This window comes from Stenotrophomonas sp. SBJS02, from assembly GCF_020428325.2.
GTDB lineage: Bacteria > Pseudomonadota > Gammaproteobacteria > Xanthomonadales > Xanthomonadaceae > Stenotrophomonas > Stenotrophomonas africana.
Map to the genome: position 1 here is coordinate 78,939 of NZ_CP109812.1, position 19,447 is coordinate 98,385.

General features: G+C 67.8%; 14 protein-coding genes and 1 pseudogene. 10 read left to right on the forward strand and 5 right to left on the reverse strand.

The features are described 5' to 3' along the window. Nucleotides 1-61: 61 nt before the first annotated feature. Nucleotides 62-2,062, forward strand: coding sequence for a hypothetical protein (locus FQS62_RS00375; RefSeq protein WP_226053622.1), 2,001 nt, complete (start codon nucleotides 62-64; stop codon nucleotides 2,060-2,062). 39 nt (nucleotides 2,063-2,101) lie between these two features. Here the strand turns inward: FQS62_RS00375 and FQS62_RS00380 are convergent, their stop codons facing one another. Together FQS62_RS00380 and FQS62_RS00385 are read right to left on the reverse strand one after the other, a co-directional pair. Beyond that, complete coding sequence (locus tag FQS62_RS00380) at nucleotides 2,102-3,094, reverse strand: patatin-like phospholipase family protein (RefSeq protein WP_019337382.1); 993 nt, start codon at nucleotides 3,092-3,094, stop codon at nucleotides 2,102-2,104. 184 nt (nucleotides 3,095-3,278) lie between these two features. Further along, entirely contained in the window at nucleotides 3,279-4,301 is a 1,023-nt protein-coding gene (locus FQS62_RS00385; protein WP_208043620.1) for a TIGR00266 family protein, read from the reverse strand. A 158-nt stretch (nucleotides 4,302-4,459) separates the two neighbouring features. On the opposite strand from FQS62_RS00385, the gene FQS62_RS00390 reads away from it, so the two are divergent. Continuing rightward, nucleotides 4,460-6,730, forward strand: a complete 2,271-nt coding sequence (locus FQS62_RS00390) for a TonB-dependent receptor (protein ID WP_049444578.1) — start codon at nucleotides 4,460-4,462, stop codon at nucleotides 6,728-6,730. Between the two features lie 131 nt (nucleotides 6,731-6,861). On the opposite strand, the gene FQS62_RS00395 is transcribed toward FQS62_RS00390, so the two are convergent. Next, the gene (locus FQS62_RS00395; RefSeq protein WP_164198222.1) at nucleotides 6,862-7,701 is read right to left on the reverse strand and encodes an acid phosphatase; all 840 of its coding nucleotides are present in this window, start codon (nucleotides 7,699-7,701) and stop codon (nucleotides 6,862-6,864) included. 261 nt (nucleotides 7,702-7,962) lie between these two features. Between FQS62_RS00395 and FQS62_RS00400 the strand changes: the two genes are divergently transcribed. Both FQS62_RS00400 and FQS62_RS00405 read left to right on the forward strand, forming a co-directional pair. Then, the gene (locus tag FQS62_RS00400) at nucleotides 7,963-8,841 is read left to right on the forward strand and encodes a hypothetical protein (protein ID WP_208043619.1); all 879 of its coding nucleotides are present in this window, start codon (nucleotides 7,963-7,965) and stop codon (nucleotides 8,839-8,841) included. Nucleotides 8,842-8,852: 11 nt separating this feature from the next. Next, the gene (locus FQS62_RS00405; protein WP_208043618.1) at nucleotides 8,853-10,055 is read left to right on the forward strand and encodes a DUF4785 domain-containing protein; all 1,203 of its coding nucleotides are present in this window, start codon (nucleotides 8,853-8,855) and stop codon (nucleotides 10,053-10,055) included. Nucleotides 10,056-10,354: 299 nt separating this feature from the next. Here the strand turns inward: FQS62_RS00405 and FQS62_RS00410 are convergent, their stop codons facing one another. Then, the gene (locus FQS62_RS00410) at nucleotides 10,355-11,176 is read right to left on the reverse strand and encodes an ABC transporter ATP-binding protein (RefSeq protein ID WP_208043757.1); all 822 of its coding nucleotides are present in this window, start codon (nucleotides 11,174-11,176) and stop codon (nucleotides 10,355-10,357) included. A 151-nt stretch (nucleotides 11,177-11,327) separates the two neighbouring features. Here FQS62_RS00410 and FQS62_RS00415 point away from each other — a divergent pair, with 151 nt between their 5' ends. The 5 genes from FQS62_RS00415 to FQS62_RS00435 all read left to right on the forward strand — a co-directional run bounded on the left by FQS62_RS00415 (nucleotide 11,328) and on the right by FQS62_RS00435 (nucleotide 16,156). Next, a complete protein-coding gene (locus FQS62_RS00415; RefSeq protein WP_208043756.1) occupies nucleotides 11,328-12,530 on the forward strand; it encodes a DesA family fatty acid desaturase in 1,203 nt (400 codons plus the stop codon). Further along, nucleotides 12,527-12,859 (forward strand): EF-hand domain-containing protein, encoded by a 333-nt coding sequence (locus tag FQS62_RS00420; RefSeq protein ID WP_099590194.1) that lies wholly within the window; start codon nucleotides 12,527-12,529, stop codon nucleotides 12,857-12,859. Before FQS62_RS00415 ends, FQS62_RS00420 begins: the two co-directional genes overlap by 4 nt. 69 nt (nucleotides 12,860-12,928) lie before the next feature. Continuing rightward, nucleotides 12,929-13,579, forward strand: a complete 651-nt coding sequence (locus tag FQS62_RS00425) for a hypothetical protein (protein ID WP_204309948.1) — start codon at nucleotides 12,929-12,931, stop codon at nucleotides 13,577-13,579. A gap of 54 nt (nucleotides 13,580-13,633) precedes the next feature. Continuing rightward, the gene (gene mutM / locus FQS62_RS00430; RefSeq protein WP_208043755.1) at nucleotides 13,634-14,446 is read left to right on the forward strand and encodes a bifunctional DNA-formamidopyrimidine glycosylase/DNA-(apurinic or apyrimidinic site) lyase; all 813 of its coding nucleotides are present in this window, start codon (nucleotides 13,634-13,636) and stop codon (nucleotides 14,444-14,446) included. A 105-nt stretch (nucleotides 14,447-14,551) separates the two neighbouring features. After that, complete coding sequence (locus FQS62_RS00435) at nucleotides 14,552-16,156, forward strand: OpgD/OpgG family glucan biosynthesis protein (protein ID WP_012509627.1); 1,605 nt, start codon at nucleotides 14,552-14,554, stop codon at nucleotides 16,154-16,156. Nucleotides 16,157-16,671: 515 nt separating this feature from the next. Here FQS62_RS00435 and FQS62_RS00440 read toward each other — a convergent pair. After that, a pseudogene (locus FQS62_RS00440) lies at nucleotides 16,672-17,291 on the reverse strand (thymidine kinase). Between the two features lie 100 nt (nucleotides 17,292-17,391). Between FQS62_RS00440 and FQS62_RS00445 the strand changes: the two are divergent. Further along, on the forward strand, nucleotides 17,392-19,368 hold the full coding sequence (locus FQS62_RS00445) for a UvrD-helicase domain-containing protein (RefSeq protein WP_099590195.1): 1,977 nt from the start codon (nucleotides 17,392-17,394) through the stop codon (nucleotides 19,366-19,368). The last annotated feature ends 79 nt before the right edge of the window (nucleotides 19,369-19,447 follow it).

Sequence of the window (19,447 nt, forward strand, 5' to 3'; positions counted from 1 at the left end):
GGCGGGTAGCCGAGCATCACCGCCCTGCGCGCGCCGCAGCGTTCCTTTTCCGGTTCCACGCATGTCCGAACTCCAGCACCCGCTGCCCACAACCACTTTCCTGCCGCTGCAGCGCAAGTCGCTGGCGCGCTACATCGCCCATGGCACGCCACCGCAGACGGCCTTGGAGCAGGCCGGGCTGATGGCCGCGCAGCTGTGCCGGACGCGCCTGCACCCAGCGGCCGAGATCGAGCGCCTACTGCATGATGCCTGCGCGCTGTTAGCCGGCAACGAAGGCGCGGCTGCACAACTGGCCGGCCCCGGTGGCGGTGGCCAGCTGGAACTGGATGCCTGGCTGAGCGCATTGGCCGCCCACGGCGTGCTGCTGGCGCCGGCGGAGATCCTGCAGGACGTCATCGCGCAGTCGCCACGGGAATACCCGGGCCTGGCCCTGCAGCAGGCCTGCCAGGAAACCCTGGTCGAACATGAGATCCGGTTTCCCGCCACTTTTTCCAGTGACGATGACGAGGCCCCGCAGGATGACGTTGCCGCTGAAGATGCGCGGGCGGTCGAACACCATGGCCTGTACACGTCCGAGCAGGCCCGCGTGCTGCGCGCCATCACCGCCAACCCCGATGAACTGATCGACCTCGATGGTTATGCCGGCACCGGCAAGGGCCACCTGGTGCTGGCGCTGATGGAGGCGCGGCCCGGCCGCTACACCTACGTGGCGCCCTCGCGTGGGCAGGTGGAAGCCTTCCGCGCCCGCGTGCCGGCCAGCACTGCGGTGCGCCTGCTGACCCAGATCGAGTTCGCCAACCGCGTGGCCCAGCACGCCGCGCGCAGCGGCCAGACCGGTGGCTTCGTTGCCAGCTATCGGCGCAGCACCCGTACGCCGCGCGAGATTGCCGGCCGCATCGGCCTGCAGGGCATCGGTGGACGCAGCCCGGAGCAGGTGCTGCTGACCGCTTTCGAGGCCATCAACCGTTGGTGCGCGTCGTCGGCACCGGGCATGGCGTTCCAGCATTTCGACCGTTCAGTGCCCGCCGCGATGCTCGACGTGTCGCCGTACATGGCGGCCGCCGAGCACGTCTGGCGCTGCATGTTCGACGCCGAACTGCAGCGGGGCACGCTGCTGAGCCTGAGCCCGGCGCACATCGGCAAGTGGCTGGCGTTGCGCGGCGTCACCCCCCCGCTGGACATGGGCATGTTGCTGGTGGACGAGGCGCATGACCTGAGCCCGTCGTGGAAGCAGTTGCTGGCCGGCCATGCGCCTGGCGTGGTCAGCCTGGGTGATCCGCACCAGTGCCTGACGGGTACGGTGCCGCGCTGGACCGCGTCGAAGGTGCTGGAAATGCACCAGTCGGTGCGCCAGGGCAACCAGGTCGAGGGCCTGGTCAATCAGACCCTGGCGCTGGATGGGCTGGGCCAGGACAGCGCGCCGTTCGTCGGTGCCGCCGACCGCGCCACCGGTGTGCTGCATTACCGCGACTGGGCGCAGGTGCCGAGCGAGGGCCTGCGCATCCATGGCAACGTCGCCGATCTGGCTTTGGATGCGGCACAGCTGCAGGCGCTCGGGCTGCGGCCCTACCTGCATCCGGCATCGCTGCGCGCGCTGCGCAGCGTGCTGCAGCGGCCGCTGGATGCGTGGCGCCGGCGCCACGACAGCGCATCGGACCCGGCGTGGGAGCGCTTCCTCGCCACGCAGGCCGACGACGGGCAGGGCGTGCTGGTCGAACTGTTCGCGTCTGCCGATCGGGTGCAGTCACTGCTGCAGGCGCTCGACGATCAGGACACGCCCGCAGAAGGGCGTGTGGCGCTGTGCCTGGCCGAGCACGCGAAGAACCTGCAGTTCGACGTGGTCTCGCTGTCACCCGGTTGCTTCAGTGCGGGGCAGGGCGTGCGCATCTGGCACAACCCGGTGCGTGCGGTCTATCTGGCACTCACCCGTGCGCGACGCCAGCTGCATGTGCCGGCCGATGGCATGGAACAGCTGCAGCACACGGCGACACTGCAGGAGCAGGCGCGCCAGAGGCGCAGGCGCGAACGGCAGCAGGCCAGCGGTTACCGGCCTGCGCGCTAGAACGCGCGTCGCTGTCTGGCAGCGCCACGCTGGCTCAGGTCAGCACTTGTCCTTGCGGCCCATCAGCTTGCCCAGGCGCGAGGCTTCCTCGCACTTCGGCGCGGCCACCGGGGCCGGTGCCGCTGCGGCGGCGCGCGCGCGCTGCAGCTGCTGGATCTTGGCTCGGATCTGCGGCATCGCCGCCATGGCGGCCTTTTCGCCTTCGAGGATCGCGGTGCCACGCTGGCTGAAGTCGGCGGCACCGATGTCCAGCACCTTCGGGCGGATGACGATGTCGGCGCGTGCCAGTTCCTGCTCGCCCAGGCGCTGGCCCATGATCGAGATGGACTGGTTGACGATGCCCAGCATGTCGGTCGGCGCCTTGCCGCTGGCCTTGCTGGAGATGTCCACGGCGATCACGAAGTCGGCGCCGAGCTGGCGTGCGGCATCGACCGGCACCGGGCTGACCACGCCGCCGTCGATGTAGTTGCGGCCGCCGATCTTCACCGGTTCGAACACGCCGGGGATGCTGCTCGACGCGCGCACCGCCTGGCCGACGTTGCCGCGCACGAAGATCGCACGCTCGCCGGTTTCCAGCTGGGTGGCGACGGCGGCGAACGGCTTTTTCAGGCGCTCGGCGGGACGGTTGGCGACCTGCTCGTTGACGTAGTCCTGCAGCTTCTGGCCCTGCACCAGGCCACCGGAGAACAGGCGCACGTCGCGGATGCTGGCTTCGTCCAGCGCGACCGCCTTGCTCTGCATCTGGAACGCGTCCATGCCACTGGCATACAGCGCACCAACCACGCTGCCGGCGCTGGTGCCGGACACCACGGCCGGCTCGAAGCCGTTGGCCTCCAGCATCTTGATCACGCCGATGTGGGCGAAGCCCTTGGCTGCGCCACCACCGAGGGCGATGCCGATCTTCACCGGCTTGGCCTGCGGCACCACGGTCGGCGCAGGCGGCGGCGTGGGGCGGACCGGATCGCCACCGCAGCCGGCCAGCAGGCCGATCAGGGCGACGGACAGCAGCATGCGGGGGCGGAACAGGCTCATCGGCAGTGCGCTCGCGGCGCCGGATTCAGGAAAGGGCGCCAGCATACCGAAGCCGTGGCGGGGCGGGCAGGGTGGGAAGCACCGCCCATTCATAAAGGTAGTGCCGGCCGCTGGCCGGCAACCATTGGGAAACTGGCAACGGTCCACGGGGCTGCCGGCCAGCGGCCGGCACGACCGAAGGCGGTCAGAACCGGTTGTCGCCGTCCAGCATCCGGCCCAGGCCGCCCAGCACCGAGCCTTCGCCGCGGTTCTGGCCGCCGCCCTGCGGCGCGGCCATCCACATGCGGCCGGCCAGGCGCGAGAACGGCAGCGACTGCAGCCAGACCTTGCCCGGACCGGTGAGCGTGGCCAGGAACACGCCTTCGCCACCGAACAGCATGCTCTTGATGCCGGTGACCCGGCGTACGTCCATGTCCACGGTCGGGTGGTAGGCCACCACACAGCCGGTATCCACATCCAGCCGCTCGCCGGCCGCCAGCTCGCGCTCCACCACGCAACCGCCGGCATGGATGAACACCCAGCCGTCGCCTTCCAGCTTCTGCATGATGAAGCCTTCGCCGCCGAACAGGCCGGTCATGATCTTGCGCTGGAACTGCACGCCGATCTGCACGCCGCGCGCGCCGGCCAGGAAGCTGTCCTTCTGGCAGACCAGGCGGCCGCCATGCTGGTCCAGCTTCATTGCCAGTACGGTGCCGGGGTAGGGCGCGGCGAAGGCGACCTTGCCCTTGCCGTGGCCGCTCTGGGTATAGACGGTGGCGAACAGGCTCTCGCCGGTCAGCACGCGCTTGCCGGCGGCCATCACCTTGCCCATGAAGCCGCCGCCCTGGTCGCCGTTGGCGGCGCCGAACACCGTGTCCATCTGCACGGTGGCGTCCTTGAACATCAATGCGCCGGCCTCGGCAATGGCGCTCTCGCCGGGGTCGAGCTCGATTTCCACGAACTGCATTTCATGGCCGACGATGCGGAATTCGATGTCGTCGGCGCGGCCGTTGGCGGCGGCGGAGACCGGGACCGGCGGCGGGATATTGGGCATGCCCGGGGCCGGCGCCTGCAGCTCGGCCACCTCGGCGATCGGCGTCCACCCGCTCATGCCCTGGCACCAGGCCAGCGCGCGCGGGTTGGCCTGCGCATAGCGGCGCGCGGCTTCGTCTTCGAGCGGGCCGACGCGTTCGGCCTGGGCGGAGGCATGGAAGTACCACTGGGTCATTGCGGCGGCTCCGCGAGGGTGGAAAACACCAGTCTAGCGAGCGACCCGGCTCCGGGGCGACGTGGCCATGAACGGCGGGCATTTGCGGGGCAGGTGCTGTATTGCAACAATTATCTGGTAGCGCCGTTTTACCACCCCTCCAAACACAGCCTACCGCCATGTCCCCGACCCGTACTTCCCGTGGCCGCCTTCCGGTCGCGCGCCCTCTCGTTGCCGCTCTTTCCGCCCTGCTGCCGCTGGTAGCAGCCGCCCAGGAAACCCCCGCTGCCAAGGACCCGGTTGCCCTCGATGCCCTGCAGGTGACCGCGCAGCGCCGCGTCGAGAACGCCAAGGACGTACCGGTCGCATTGAGCGCGATCCAGGGCGAGAAGCTGGATGTGCTCGGCTCGGCCGGCGATGACATCCGCTTCCTGGCCGCACGCGTGCCCAGCCTCAACATCGAGTCGTCCTACGGCCGTGCCTTCCCGCGCTTCTACATCCGCGGCCTGGGCAACACCGACTTCGACCTCAATGCGTCGCAGCCGGTGTCGCTGGTGTATGACGACGTGGTGCAGGAAAGCCCGCTGCTGAAGGGCTTCCCGCTGTTCGACCTGGCCAACGTGGAAGTGCTGCGTGGCCCGCAGGGCACGCTGTTCGGCCGCAACACCCCCGCCGGCGTGGTCAAGTTCGATTCGGCGCGTCCGTCGCAGGATGCCGATGGCTACATCCGCGTCGGCTACGGCAGCTACAACAGCTGGAACGTACAGGGCGCCTACGGCGGTCCGCTCACCGACCGCTGGTCGGCACGTGTCTCGGCCATCTACCAGCGCCGCGACGACTGGGTGGACAACACCCGCGTTGGCGCCCCCAACAGCGGTTTCGAAGGCTATGACGAAGCCGCCGGCCGCGTGCAGTTCCTGTACGAAGGCGACGACTTCGAAGCGCTGTTCAACCTGCACAAGCGCAAGCTCAACGGTACCGCGCGCCTGTTCCGCGCCAACATCATCCAGAAGGGCGGCAATTCGCTGGTCGAGAACTTCGATCGCGACAAGGTGGCCAACGATGGCGTCAACTTCTCCGACCTGGAGACCTGGGGCGGCAGCGCGCGCCTGCAGTGGAACCTCGGCTCGGTGACGCTGCACTCGATCACTGGCTACGAAACCGCCGAATCGCTCAACCGTGGCGATATCGACGGTGGCTACGGTGCGGCCTTCCTGGGTGCCGGCAACTACGGCCCGGGCCTGATTCCGTTCTCGTCGGAGTCGGCTGACGGCCTGCCGCATCACCGCCAGTGGACGCAGGAAGTGCGCATCGAGTCCAACGAGTGGGGCCGCTTCGATTGGCAGGCCGGCGTCTTCTACTTCGATGAAGACGTGACCATCAACAACTTCAACTACGACTCGCTGACCCCGGGCAATCCGCAGACCGGCCACGTGGTGCAGAACCAGCGCAACAAGGCGTGGGCGGTGTTCGCTTCGGGTGACTTCGATGTCACCGACCGCTTCAAGCTGCGCGCCGGCGTGCGCTACACGCAGGACAAGAAGGACTTCAGCGCCAGCGTGCTGCAGGCCGTTCCGTTCGGCACCCCGGTCAGTGGCCCGTACCTGGCCAACACCGACGTCAACGACGTCAGCTGGGACCTGAGCGGCGTGTACAAGCTGACCGACGACATCAATGCTTACGCCCGCGTGGCCAAGGGCTTCCGCGCGCCGTCGATCCAGGGCCGCCTGGCCTTCGCGCCGGGGCTGTCGCAGGCCGATTCGGAGAAGGTGATCTCGTACGAAGCCGGCATCAAGGCCGACCTGTTCGAACGTCGCGCACGCCTGGGCCTGAGCGTGTTCCGCTACAACGTCGACGGCCAGCAGCTGATCGCGGTGGGTGGCAGCAACAACACCGCCACCCTGCTCAACGCCGACAAGACCATTGGCCAGGGCGTGGAACTGGACCTGGAGGCCTACCTGGCCGACAACGTCCTGCTGACCTTCGGCAGCAGCTACAACGACACCGAGATCAAGGACAAGAACCTGGCGGTGGCGATCTGTGGCGGCGGCTGCACCATCACCGACCCGACCACGGTGATCAACGGCCAGACCTATGCGCTGGTGAACGGCAACCCGCTGCCGCAGGCGCCGAAGTGGATCCACAACGCGACCCTGCGCGTCGGCTTTCCGCTCAGCGATGGCAGCGAGCTGTATGCCTACACCGACTGGGCCTACCGCAGCGCGGTGAACTTCTTCATCTACGAGTCGCCGGAATTCCGCGGCCGTAGTTCGCTGGAAGGCGGCCTGCGCCTGGGCTACAACTGGGATTACGGCCAGTACGACGTGGCCGTGTTCGGCCGCAACCTGACCAACCAGACCCGCGTGGTCGGCGCGATCGACTTCAACAACCTGACCGGCTTCCTCAACGAGCCGCGCACCTGGGGCGTGGAGTTCACTGCGAAGTTCTGATGCGGTGGCTGCGGTAATGCAATGAAGAAGGGCCGGCGTAATGCCGGCCCTTCTGTTTCCTGCTTTCTGTAGAGTCGAGCCATGCTCGACTGCCATGAGCCGAGCATGGCTCGGCTCTACAGAGGCATGGCTTACAGCGCGCTCTGCGGGCGCACCTTCAGTACCGCGTTCTCGGTGGTGCAGTCGCGGCTGGAGTGCAGGCCGGCCTTGCGCGCGGCAGCGATCTCCCTGCGTGCGGCCAGCAGGTCCTTGTTGAACGCGGCGTTGTCGTGCAGGCGGGCCACGGCGGCGGCACCCATGAAGCGGCCCTCGAGGATGTCGCTCTGCCAGTGCACGTTGCACACCAGGCGGCTCTCGCCGTAGTTGCGGCCGCGGGCCTGGATGGCATCGGCGCGATCCGGTGCGATCTCCGACAGGATCAGGGCCCAGGCCCAGCCGATCGAGGTGTGGCCGGAGGGGTAGGAACCATTCTCGCGCAGGCCTTCCTCGTCCTTCGGCGAGCAGGTCGGTTCACCATTGACCATGAACGGGCGGGGGCGCTGGTAGTGGTTCTTGGCGGCCTTGGTGGCGGCGCTGGCGTCGATCCGGCTGCGCTCCAGCAGTCGGTACAGCGCCGGGGTCTTCACTGCATCGACGTCGATGTCAGCGGCGCAGGAGAAGTGGTTGGCGCCTTCGGGAAAGCCGAGTTCCGCATCCACACCGGCCTGGGCGAAGCGCGGGCTGCCACGCAGCGCCCGGGCTTCACGGCTGACCTGCTCGTCCAGTGCGAGGGCGGCCGAACCGGCCACCGGAGGTGCCGGCACCAGCTCGAGACTGGCCGGTACCGCGTTCTTGTCCAGATAGCCCACCGCCTTGGTGGTGATGTTGGCTTCGACGGCAGTCGGCTTGGTGGCGGTGGCAGCACAGCCGGCCAGGGCCACGGCAACGGCGAGGCCGAGCAGGGGGCGGGCGGGGTGGGAAAGCAGCGACATGGACGGGCTCCGGAGGAAAAACATCGCGCCATGATCGCAGCCCGAATACGACAACGCAGTGGTCATCGGTCATACGGCCAGACCCGGCATGGTCATTGTCGCGATATGAAAAGCGTCATCGTTTGACGTCAGTCTCCTGAATCCGGGCGCAGCGCACGGACTTTCACACCGCTGCCCCGCGAGCATCGGCACAACGGCAAGCGCCAGGGCCGTCCAGTTCCAGCCGGGTCGGGGGGATCCGAAGACAGAGGGAGAGAAGCGATGCGCAGCACCGCAACAGGAAGTACCGTCCTGGCCCTGCTCCTCGGGCTGGCAACCGCCCCGGCGCAGGCCGCCGACGTGGTCGGCGTGGCCTTCGTGCACGGCACCGGCGCGCAGACCAATGCCACCCAGGACTACTGGCAGCCGGCGATCATCGACACCGTGCGCCAGGGCCTGCCGAACAGCAGCAACTACGTGGTCATCAACTGCGACTTCACCCAGTACATGTGGAAACCGGAAGCGGCCGGCTGCCTGGCCAACCAGCTGACGAACTTCATCGACAGCCGCGGCATCACCCAGCTGGTGGTGATCACCCACTCCAACGGCGGCAACGTAATGCGCTGGATCCTGTCCAACCCGACCTACGACAGCCGCTATCCGAAGATCATCCGTACGGTGCGCAAGGTCAACGCGCTGGCACCGTCCTCGGGTGGCACGCCGCTGGCCGATGCGGTGCTCAACGGCAACACCTTCGAAACCTCGCTGGGTTGGCTGCTGGGCTACAAGAACGATGCGGTGCGCCAGCAGCAGGTGGCGAGCATGGCTACCTACAACGCGCAGAACCTGTACGGCACCGCCGGTCGTCCTGCGCTGCCCAAACCGTTCCGTGCCATGGTCGGCAGCGATGTGGAATCGGCGGTGTGGGACAGCAACAGCTACTGCGGTGGCTATGCGGCCAATGTCGGCCTGGAGTTCACCCAGAACTGGCTGTCGTCCTGCTCCGATGGCTTCCTGGAGTGCAGCAGCCAGAAGGCCGCCGGCACCACCTGGTTCACCGACAAGCAGCGCACCCAGGGAGCAGAGCCGCTCAGCCACAACCAGAGCCGCCGCGAGTGCTTCGGCCTCGGCACGATCCTGCGCAACGACCTGAGCCAGTGAGGGAGACGACCATGACGATCCATTCCACCCTGCTGGCCAGTGCCGTGCTGACGGTGCTGTCCCTTTCCGCCGCGCAGGCCGCGCAGCCGCTGCAGGCCGCCCGCGCAGGCGATCAGGTGCCTGCCACCCTGGTGGCCGCGCCACTGCCCGCCGATGAAAGCGAACACGCGCCGCTGTCGTTTGCCTGGGCGCTGGACCCGACGCAACCGCTGCAGGCGGCCACGCCGTATGCCTCGGTCAGCCGCAGCTACTGGCAGCAGGTCGATGGCGCGCAGCTGCAACGCGGCCTGGACCTGCCACTGACCGCTGCCGATGCGGTGATCCAGCTGAGCCCGGCCGAAGGTGCCCGCGTGCTGCCGGCCAACACCCTGCAGGTGCGTGACCCGGCCGGCCGCAGCAGCGTGGCGCGCAGTGTCGATGCACGCGCGCTGCAGGAGGCCGGCATGCCGGTGAAGGATGGCAGCAGCATGCTGCGCACCGGCGCGACCAGTGCAGTCGGTGCGTACACGCTGCAGAGCGCACAGGCACAGGGCCGCTACGTGGTGCAGGTGCTCGAGCCGAACAGCCCGCTGCGGCTGGAAGTGCAGGCCAACCAGGCACAGGTGCTGGCCGGTGGCAGCGTGCAGCTGCAGGCACGCCTGCTGGAAGACGGCGTCACCACCGCGCAGCTGGCATCGCGGCGTAGCGGCCTGGGCGGTGAAGCCCTGCTGGTGGCACCGGACGGACGCAGCTGGCCGCAGCGGCTGCTGCGCACCACCGATGGCGGCCTGCGTGCGCAGGTGCGGATTCCGGCCGATGTCGGCACTGCGCAGGGGTTGTGGGAACTGCAGGTGTTCGCCCAGGCCGATGGCGTGCTGCGCGATGGCAAGGTGGCCTTCGCGGTGGCACGGCCGACCGCGCGCTTCAGCGGCCAGGCGGCACCGGATCCGGCCAGCCGCCAGGTGGCGCTGCCGCTGCAGGTGGCCGCCGCCGGTCGTTACGAGGCGCGTGGCACGTTGTATGCCACCGGCCGCGATGGCCAGCTGAAGCCGGTAGCGCAGGCACATGCGGCCGCGTGGTTCGATGGGCCGGGCGCGGGCCAGCTGGTCCTGCCGTTCGACCAGGCTGCGTTGCCAGCCGGTTTCGGTGCGCCGTATGAGTTACGCGACCTGCAGCTGCAGGACCAGAGCCGGATGGCACCGATCGAGTCGCGCGCGCTGGCGCTGCGGTTCTGAGGTTGCATGCAGCGGGCCGGGTTCCGGCCCGCTGCATCGGCATGACGACGGAATGGCATCACGACGGGAATGGCGTGACGGCGGGAATGGCGTGACGACGGGGATGGCATCACGACGGGGTAGAGTCGACTGTTAGTCGACTGCCTTTCGCCTGGATCGCAAAGATCCCGCGCTGCGCGCGATAGTCGACTAACAGTCGACTCTACCGCCGTCGGTCTCCCAGGCCTGTCGGTTTTCGAGGCCGCAGGTTTCCGTGGCCGCAGGTTTCCAAGCCCCTTGTTTCCCCCGAGGGCTCCGCCTCACCCCGCGTACGCGGTCAGCCGGCCTTCCTGCTCGACCACCGTGATCGCGCCACCGAACACCGCCGACAGCGGTTCGTTGCGCAGCAGCTCGGCGCGGGTACCATCGGCCAGTACGCGGCCGTCGCGCAGCAGTACCACCCGTTCGATCTCGGGAATGATCTCTTCGATGTGGTGGGTCACCAGCACCAGGGTGATGCCCTGCTGGGCCAGCACCCGCATGGTTGCCACCAGCTGTTCGCGGGCGACCAGGTCGAGCCCGGTGGAGGGTTCGTCCAGCAGCAGTGCCTGCGGCCGGTTGACCAGCGCGCGGGCGATCAGCACGCGGCGGGTCTCGCCGGCCGACAGCTCGGCGTAGGCGCGCTCGCGCAGGGACAGGGCGCCGGTCATCGCCAGCGTTTCGCCGACGCGCGCACGCATGTCGTCGGTCACCTCGCGGAAGGCCGGCACCACGTAGCTGGCAAAGAAGCCGGACAGCACCGCCTGTTCCACGGTCAGCCCCGGCATGTCGGCCAGGTTGCTGCTGAGGTCGCCGGTGACGATGCCCAGCTGCGAGCGCAGCCGGTCCACCTGCCAGCGGTTCTGGCCCAGCACCTTCACCGCTACGGAGCCGTCGCCTTGGGCCAGCGGGTACAGCTCGCGGGTGATCAGCTTGATGAAGGTCGATTTGCCACAGCCGTTGGGGCCGAGCAGGGCGGTGTGCTGGCCCTGCGCAATGCGCAGGCTGAGCCCGTGCAGCACCTTCACCTGGCCGCGCACCACCGTGGCGCGGTCCAGTTCGATCAACGGGGGCAGCTCCGCCAAGGGCGGGGCGGCGGTCATGGTGCTGGCGCGTGGATCAAGGCTCGACAACTCAGGTCCCCAACTGTGAACGGTGCCACGGAAGGCGGTGGCAATCACCGCCGCAGGGATGCAGTTTGCAACGCAAGCGCCCATCATGTCTGCCATTGCCGCGTCGATCCGGAGAGCCGTCATGCCTGATGCCCTGATGTCCCTGTTGACCGGTGGTGTGCTCGGCCTGGGCTGGTGGGGCATGCTGGCGGTGCTGCTGGTCTTCACCCAGATCACCATCTTCTCGGTGACCCTGTACCTGCACCGGAGCCAGGCCCATCGCGGGGTCGATTTCCACCCGGCGCTGGCCCACGTGTTCCGTTTCTGGCTGTGGCTGACCACCTCGATGATCACCCGCGAGTGGGTGGCCATCCACCGCAAGCACCACGCCAAGGTGGAGACCGAGGACGATCCGCACAGTCCGGTCACCCGCGGCATCGGTACGGTGTTCTGGCACGGCGTGGAGCTGTACCGCGAAGCCCGCGGCCAGCGCGCGGACATCGAGCAGTACGGGCGCGGCACCCCGGATGATGCGATCGAGCGCCGCCTGTATACCCCGCATGCCACGTTGGGGCCGGTGCTGCTGTTCGCGATCAATACCGTGTTGTTTGGCCTGCCTGGCGTGGCCCTGTGGGCGATCCAGATGGCATGGATCCCGTTCTGGGCGGCCGGTGTGGTCAATGGCCTGGGCCACTGGTGGGGCTACCGCAACTACGAGTCCGCCGATACCTCCACCAATCTCACGCCGTGGGGGTTCTGGATCGGTGGTGAGGAGCTGCACAACAACCACCATGCCTTCCCCAGTTCGGCGCGCTTTGCGATGCGGCGCTGGGAATTGGACATCGGCTGGAGTGCGATCCGCCTGCTGCGGGCGCTGCGGCTGGCCAAGGTGCTGCGGGTGGCACCGGCCATGGACGTGCGTCCGAACATTGCCGTGCCCGATGCCGAAACCCTGAAGGCGCTGCTGTCGCACCGCTTCCAGGCGATGACCGACTACCAGCGCAATGTGTTCATGCCGGCCCTGCGCGAGGAAGCCGCGCAGGCCGGCGCCAAGTTGCGCCGCCTGCTGCCACGCAGGCTGCGCCGTGGCCTGGTCAACGATGGCCGCTGGCTGAAGCCGGACAGCCGTGCCCAGCTCAGCGCATGGGTGGCACAGCGCCCGCGCATCCGCACCCTGGTCGAGTACCGCGCGCGGCTGGCGGCGCTGCTGGAAGCGCGTGGTCACGATGCCGCCGAGCGCCTGCACCAGCTGCAGGCCTGGTGCCGCGAGGCCGAGGAAAGCGGTATCGCGGCGTTGCAGGCCTACGCCGCACGGCTGAAGGGCTACAGCCTGGTGGGCGCGTGAGGCCAGGGTACGGAGTTCTGCTGGCGGTGCTGCTGCCGGGTGCGGCGCTGGCCCAGGTCACCGATACCACCAGCTACCTGCAGCGGATGGACAGCGATGGCGACGGCCGGGTGAGTGAATCCGAGTACGTGCAGTGGATGCTGTATGCCTTCGACCACATGGACCGCAATGGTGACGGCGTGCTGAGCGCCGACGAGCTGCCCGGCGGCAAGGGCAGGGCGATCAGTCGCGAGCAGCAGCGGCAGGTGATCGTGCAGCGCTTCCACAAGCAGGATGCCAACGGTGATGGCGTCCTGGATGCCCGTGAACTGGCGGCGCCTCCGCGCTGAGCGCATGCTGGCCTGCGTACCCGCTGCCGGGCGATCATCGCGGGCCTATGTTCCCCAAGGAGTTCCCCCATGGATGACCGGATCGACGAGGAACTGTTCGCCGAATGGCTTGAATTCTGCGCTGGCCGCAGCGAGCGCGAGGACTGGTATTTCTCCGGCCTGCTGCAGGGCGTGACCGACCCGGATACGCTGGCGGCGGTATTCGCAGGCTTCCCGCATGCCGATGCGCTGCGGTCGCGCGCGCTGGACGTGCTTGGCGCAGGGCGCAGGGACGGGCACCTGTACCTGCAGCCGGCCATCGCTGGCGACGTGCAGGCAGTGGCGGCCGCCGCGCGCATCTGGCTGGACGAACTGGCGAGGGTGGCAGGTATGGCGGGTGAGTCCGCGCTGCAGGCCACACTGCGCGACGTGCCGGTGGTGGCAGCGCCCGCAGAGCAGCTGCAGGCCGCATGGCGCGAATCGGGTCCCAGTGCCTATCTGCACGACGTCGTCTGCGATGTGGTACGCGAGGCCCGCACGCTGGATACCCCTCAGATGGCCGCACTGGACGAGGCGCTGTACCACATCGCTTCGGACCTGTACCTGGGCTGGTATATCGCCCAGCCGTTGTCCCCGGCAGCCGTCGATTTCGCGCCTTATCTGGCGTTCTGGCGCCTGGGCGGACGCGGCGCACTGGTCGACGGCGCGTTCCTGGTGGAAGCGGCGGGTCTGGATTCATAGGGCGGCGCGGCGCCATGCCCAGCGGCTTTGCATGGCCCCGCGTAGAATCACCCCATGCCCGAACTACCCGAAGTCGAAACCACCCGCCGCGGACTGGCGCCGCACCTGCAGGGCCGCCGCGTGCATGGCGTGATCCTGCGCCGCGCCGACCTGCGCTGGCCGATTCCGCCGGAAGTGGCCGAGCTGCTGCCGGGGCAGCGCATCGAGGACATCCGTCGTCGCGCCAAGTACCTGTTGCTGGATACCGCCATTGGCAGCGCAGTGCTGCACCTGGGCATGTCCGGCAGCCTGCGCGTGCTGCCCGGTGATACCCCGCTGCGCGCGCACGACCACGTCGACATCAGCCTGGACAACGGCCGTCTGCTGCGCTTCAACGACCCGCGCCGCTTCGGCAGCCTGCTCTGGCAGCCGACCGGCGAAGTCCACCCGCTGCTGCAGGGGCTGGGCCCGGAACCGCTGGACGACGCGTTCGACGGCGACTACCTGTTCGCGCGCAGCCGTGGCCGTAGTGCGCCGGTGAAGACCTTCCTGATGGACCAGGCGGTGGTGGTGGGCGTGGGCAACATCTACGCGGCCGAGAGCCTCTTCAAGGCCGGCATCAGCCCGCTGCGCGAGGCAGGAAAGATCTCGCGCGAACGCTACCAGCGTCTGGCCGATGCAGTGAAGGAGATCCTGGGCTACGCCATCACCCGTGGCGGCACCACGCTGCGCGATTTCATCAGCCCTGACGGCGCGCCGGGTTACTTCGAGCAGGAACTGCTGGTGTACGGCCGTAACGGGCTGCCCTGCCCGAACTGTGGCCGCGCGCTGAAGCACGCCACCATCGGCCAGCGCGCCAGCGTCTGGTGCAGCCACTGCCAGCGCTGAGGCACGCAGCCAGCGGCAGCTGAACGGGCAGGGTGCATCTCCGCTGCCCGTTAACGTTTGTCTGCCTATGATGGCCGACCTTCCCACTGTGCCTGACGCGCCTGCATGCAACGACGCGACTTCATCCGCAATGCCTCCCTCGCCCTGGCTGCATTCGGCCTGCCGTCCCTGCCCGCGTGCGCGGCCAGCAAGAGCGGCCAGATGGGCCTGCGCCGCCTCGGCCAGCCGCAGCCGTTCGATTTCGCCACCCTGAAGGGCCAGGCGCGGGCACTGGCACAGGCGCCCTACAAGAGCCACAAGCGGGTGCTGCCGGGCCGCCTTGAAGGCCTGGACTGGGACCAGTACCAGTCGATCGGCTACCGCCAGGACCATGCGCTGTGGGCTGACCAGCCGGGCAAGTTCCAGGCCAAGTTCTTCCACCTGGGCCTGTACTTCCATTCGCCGGTACGCATGTTCGACGTGGTCGACGGCAAGGCGCAGGAGCTGGCTTATGACGGCGCAGCCTTCAACTACGGCAAGAGCGGCATCAAGGACGGCGAGCTGCCGGCCGACCTCGGCTTCGCCGGTTTCCGCCTGAACACCCGCAAGGACACCGACCGCGACTTCGCCGCCTTCCTCGGCGCCAGCTACTTCCGCGCGGTCGGCAAGGAAGGCCAGTACGGCCAGTCCGCGCGTGGCCTGGCGATCGACACCGGCATGGGCAAGCCGGAGGAATTCCCCGACTTCATCGCCTATTACCTGGAACAGCCGTCGGCCGATTCAGAGACGATCGTGGTCTACGGCCTGCTGGATTCACCCAGCGTGGCCGGCGCCTATCGCTTCGCGATTACCAACGGCGACGTGCTGCTGATGGACATCGACAGCGCGCTGTACCCGCGCAAGGCGATCGAGCGGTTGGGCATCGCACCGTGCACCAGCATGTACCAGGTGGGCGAGAACGACCGCCGCATGGCCTGGGACTGGCGCCCGGAGATCCACGACACCGATGGCCTGTCGCTGTGGACCGGTGCCGGCGAGTGGATCTGGCGACCGCTGCTGAACCCGCGCAACCTGCGCTTCAACATGTTCGTGGACCGCAACCCGCGTGGTTTCGGCCTGCTGCAGCGCGACCGCAACTTCGACCACTATCAGGACGACGGCGTGTTCTACGAGAAGCGTCCGTGCCTGTGGGTGGAGCCGAAGGGCGAGTGGGGCGAGGGCTCGGTGCAGCTGGTGGAGATTCCCACCGTGGACGAGACCTTCGACAACATCGTGGCGTTCTGGAACCCGAAGGAAAAGCCGCAACCGGGCCAGGAGCTGCTGGTCGGCTACCGCCTGTACTGGGGTGCCGAACCGCCGGCACGTCCGCCGCTGGCGCACTGCGTGGCCAGCCGCACCGGCCTGGGCGGCGTGGTCGGCAAGAAGCGCGAGTACTTCAGCTGGCGCTTCGCGGTGGACTTCGAAGGCGGCGAACTGGCCAGGCTGATCGACAAGGGCGAGGTCGAAGCGGTGGTGGAAGCCAGCCGTGGCCGGGTCGAGATCGTGTCGGCGCGCCCGCTGCGCGAGATCAACGGCTACCGCGCCATGTTCGACCTGGTGCCGCCGGAAGGCAGTACCGAGCAGATCGACATCCGCCTGTTCCTGCGCAGTGGTGGCAAGACCCTTACCGAGACCTGGCTGTACCAGTACACCCCGCCGCCGGCGGGTGCGCCGGAGCGCACGCTGTACTAAGAGGGGTGTTGGGTTTGCAGGGCTTGCAGCCCTGCACCTGCTCAACCCAACAGCAACAGCGAAAGCTGGTATTCCGAGGGATGGCGGGGTGGGTCCGGTGGCGGGAGACGCCGTAAACCCATCCCTGGGGGCTTGGCCGCGGCATCCATGCCGCGGACACTCCCGCCACCGGACCCACCCCGCCTTCGACAGATCTCCGTGATCTGTGGGAATTGCTCTTGGGGTCAGATCCGTTTTCCGAAGGAAAACGGATCTGACCCTAGATCTATTTCGATATCTGACAGATGTGTCGACCAAGGTCGACACCTACCAACAGCCGTGGGGACCTGTCGAAGGCGGGGCACTGTGGGTTTGCGGGGTGTGAGCGGCATGGATGCCGCGACCAAGCCCCCATGGACGGGTTTACGGCGTCCCCGCAAACCCACAGTGCCCCGCCATCCCACGGATAGCCCGCTTTTGCCGTGGCTCTGGCTCCGGCCTCGGCAGGTGCAGGGCGCAGCCCTGCCGAACACCCTTTACAGCGGTAGGGGCGCCTGTGCCGGATCGATCCGGCCTTCGCCGCGGGTGATCTTCTTGAACTCGGCGCGGCTGACCGACACGTAGCGGTCGTTGCCACCGATCTCCACCTGCGGGCCGTCCTGCACCGCGTGGCCATGCTCGTCCACGCGTACCGTCATCGTCGCCTTCTTGCCGCTGTGGCAGATGGTCTTGATCTCCTGCATCTCGTCGGCCCAGGCCAGCAGGTACTGGCTGCCTTCGAACAGCTCACCGCGGAAGTCGGTGCGCAGGCCGTAACACAGCACCGGAATGCGCAGCTGGTCGACCACCTCGCTGAGCTGCCAGACCTGGGCGCGGGTCAGGAACTGCGCCTCGTCCACCAGCACGCAGCCCATCGGCCCGTTTGTCGCCAGGTCCTGCTCAACCCAGCGTTGCAGGTCGGTGTCACGGTCGAAGGCCATGCCCTCGGCACGCAGGCCGATCCGCGAAGCGACCACGCCGGCGCCGCACGATCATCCAGGCGCGGGGTCAGGATCGCCACCCGCATGCCGCGTTCGCGGTAGTTGTGGGCGCTCTGCAGCAGGGTGGTGGTCTTGCCGGCGTTCATCGCCGAATAGTAGAAGTAGAGCTTGGCCATCGACGGATTGTACGCCGCAGCCCCGCTCCACCGAAGCCGTTCAGCAACCCCACCGGCGGCCGCTGTGGTCGTCACCCGGCCCCGCTACAATCCCCATCCCATGCACGGTCTCAATCCCCCCCAAGCCGCCGCCGTCCTGCACATCGAAGGTCCGTTGCTGGTGCTCGCCGGCGCGGGCAGCGGCAAGACGCGCGTGATCGTGGAAAAGATCGCCCACCTGATCAGCTGCGGCCGCTACCCGGCGCGCCGCATCGCGGCGATCACCTTCACCAACAAGTCGGCCAAGGAAATGCGCGAGCGTGTGGCCAAGCGCCTGCGCGAGCAGGATGCCGACGAGGTGACGATCTGCACCTTCCACGCGCTGGGCCTGAAGTTCCTGCAGATCGAGCATGCCGCGGTGGGCCTGAAGCGGGGCTTCTCGATCTTTGATGCCGACGATGCCGCCGCGCAGATCAAGGATCTGATGTACGGCGCCAAGCCCGATGACATCGAGGACATGAAGAACCTGGTGTCGCGCGCGAAGAACGCCGGCCTGTCGCCCGAGCAGGCGATGGCCGCCGCGCGCAGCAACCGCGAGAAGGAAGCGGCCAGCGTCTATGAGCGCTACCAGTTGCGCCTGACGGCGTTCAACGCAGTCGACTTCGACGACCTGATCCGTTTGCCGGTGCAGATCCTGGAAGAAAATCCGGAGATCGCGCTGGCCTGGCGCGAGCGCATCGGCTATCTTCTGGTGGATGAGTGCCAGGACACCAATGACGCGCAGTACCGCCTGCTCAAGCAGCTGGCCGGTGAAAAGGGCAATTTCACCTGCGTGGGTGACGATGACCAGTCGATCTACGCCTGGCGCGGTGCCAACCCGGAAAACCTGCAGCAGATGGGGCGCGACTACCCCGCGCTGGAAATCATCAAGCTGGAGCAGAACTACCGCTGCTCCAACCGCGTGCTTCGCGCCGCCAATGCGCTGATCGCCAACAACCCGCATGAGCACCTGAAGAAGCTCTGGAGTGACCAGGCCGACGGCGAACGCATCCGCGTGTGGGAGTGCCGCAACAGCGAGCACGAGGCGGAAAAGGTCGCGGCCGAGATCGCCTTCGTGGCGCAGACGCGCAACGTGCCATGGAGTGATTTCTGCATCCTGTTCCGCGGCAACTTCCAGTCGCGCCCGCTGGAAAAGGCGATGCAGCTGCTGCGCATTCCCTACCACCTGACCGGCGGCACGATGTTCCTGGAGCGCCAGGAAGTGAAGGACACGCTGGCATGGCTGCGGTTGCTGGTAAACCCGGACGACGACACCGCGTTCATGCGGGCGGTGCAGTCGCCCAAGCGTGACGTCGGTGCCGGCACGCTGGCCAGGCTGGCCGAACTGGCGCAGGAAAAGGACATGCCGATGGCGCAGGCCGCCGAGGCGATCGGTGCCCTGCAGCAACTGCCGCCGCGCGCAGCCAACAGCCTGGCGCGCTTCACCGACATCCTGCGCGACCTGCGCGCGCAGATGCGGCAGATCAGTTCCGGCGACATGATCCGCAAGGTCGCCAAGGAATCCGGCCTGCTCAGTGAACTGCGCCAGCAGGCCAAGGAAGAAGCCAGCTACCAGCGCCGTGCCAACAACATCGAGGAACTGGCACAGTGGTTCGAGGGCGGCCCGCGCGGTGCCACCGCCGCCGACCTGGCCGGCCAGCTGGCGCTGCTGTCACGCAGCGACAAGGACGAGGGCGGCAACCAGGTGCGCATGATGACCATGCACGCCTCCAAGGGCCTGGAATTCCCGTACGTGTTCATCGTCGGCTGCGAGGACGGCGTGCTGCCGCACCAGGTCAGCCTGGACGAGGGCAATCTGCAGGAAGAGCGGCGCCTGCTGTACGTGGGCATCACCCGCGCCAAGATCCAGCTGTGGATGAGTTACAGCAAGCTGACGCGCAAGTTCGGTGAGCATGTGCGGCTGAAGCCGAGCCGGTTCTTCGAGGAGATTCCGGCCGAGGAGATCCAGCGCGACGGTGCTGATCCGGTGGCTGATGCGGTGCGCAAGAAGGAACGGGCGAGTGCGGGGTTGGCGGCGATCGAGGCGTTGTTCGATTGACCGGCGAACGGCGCAGCCCCTCGTGGTTGGCGCCGCTCGCAATGCATTCGTGGGGGGCCTGGCGGGTGGGCTGGTCGGG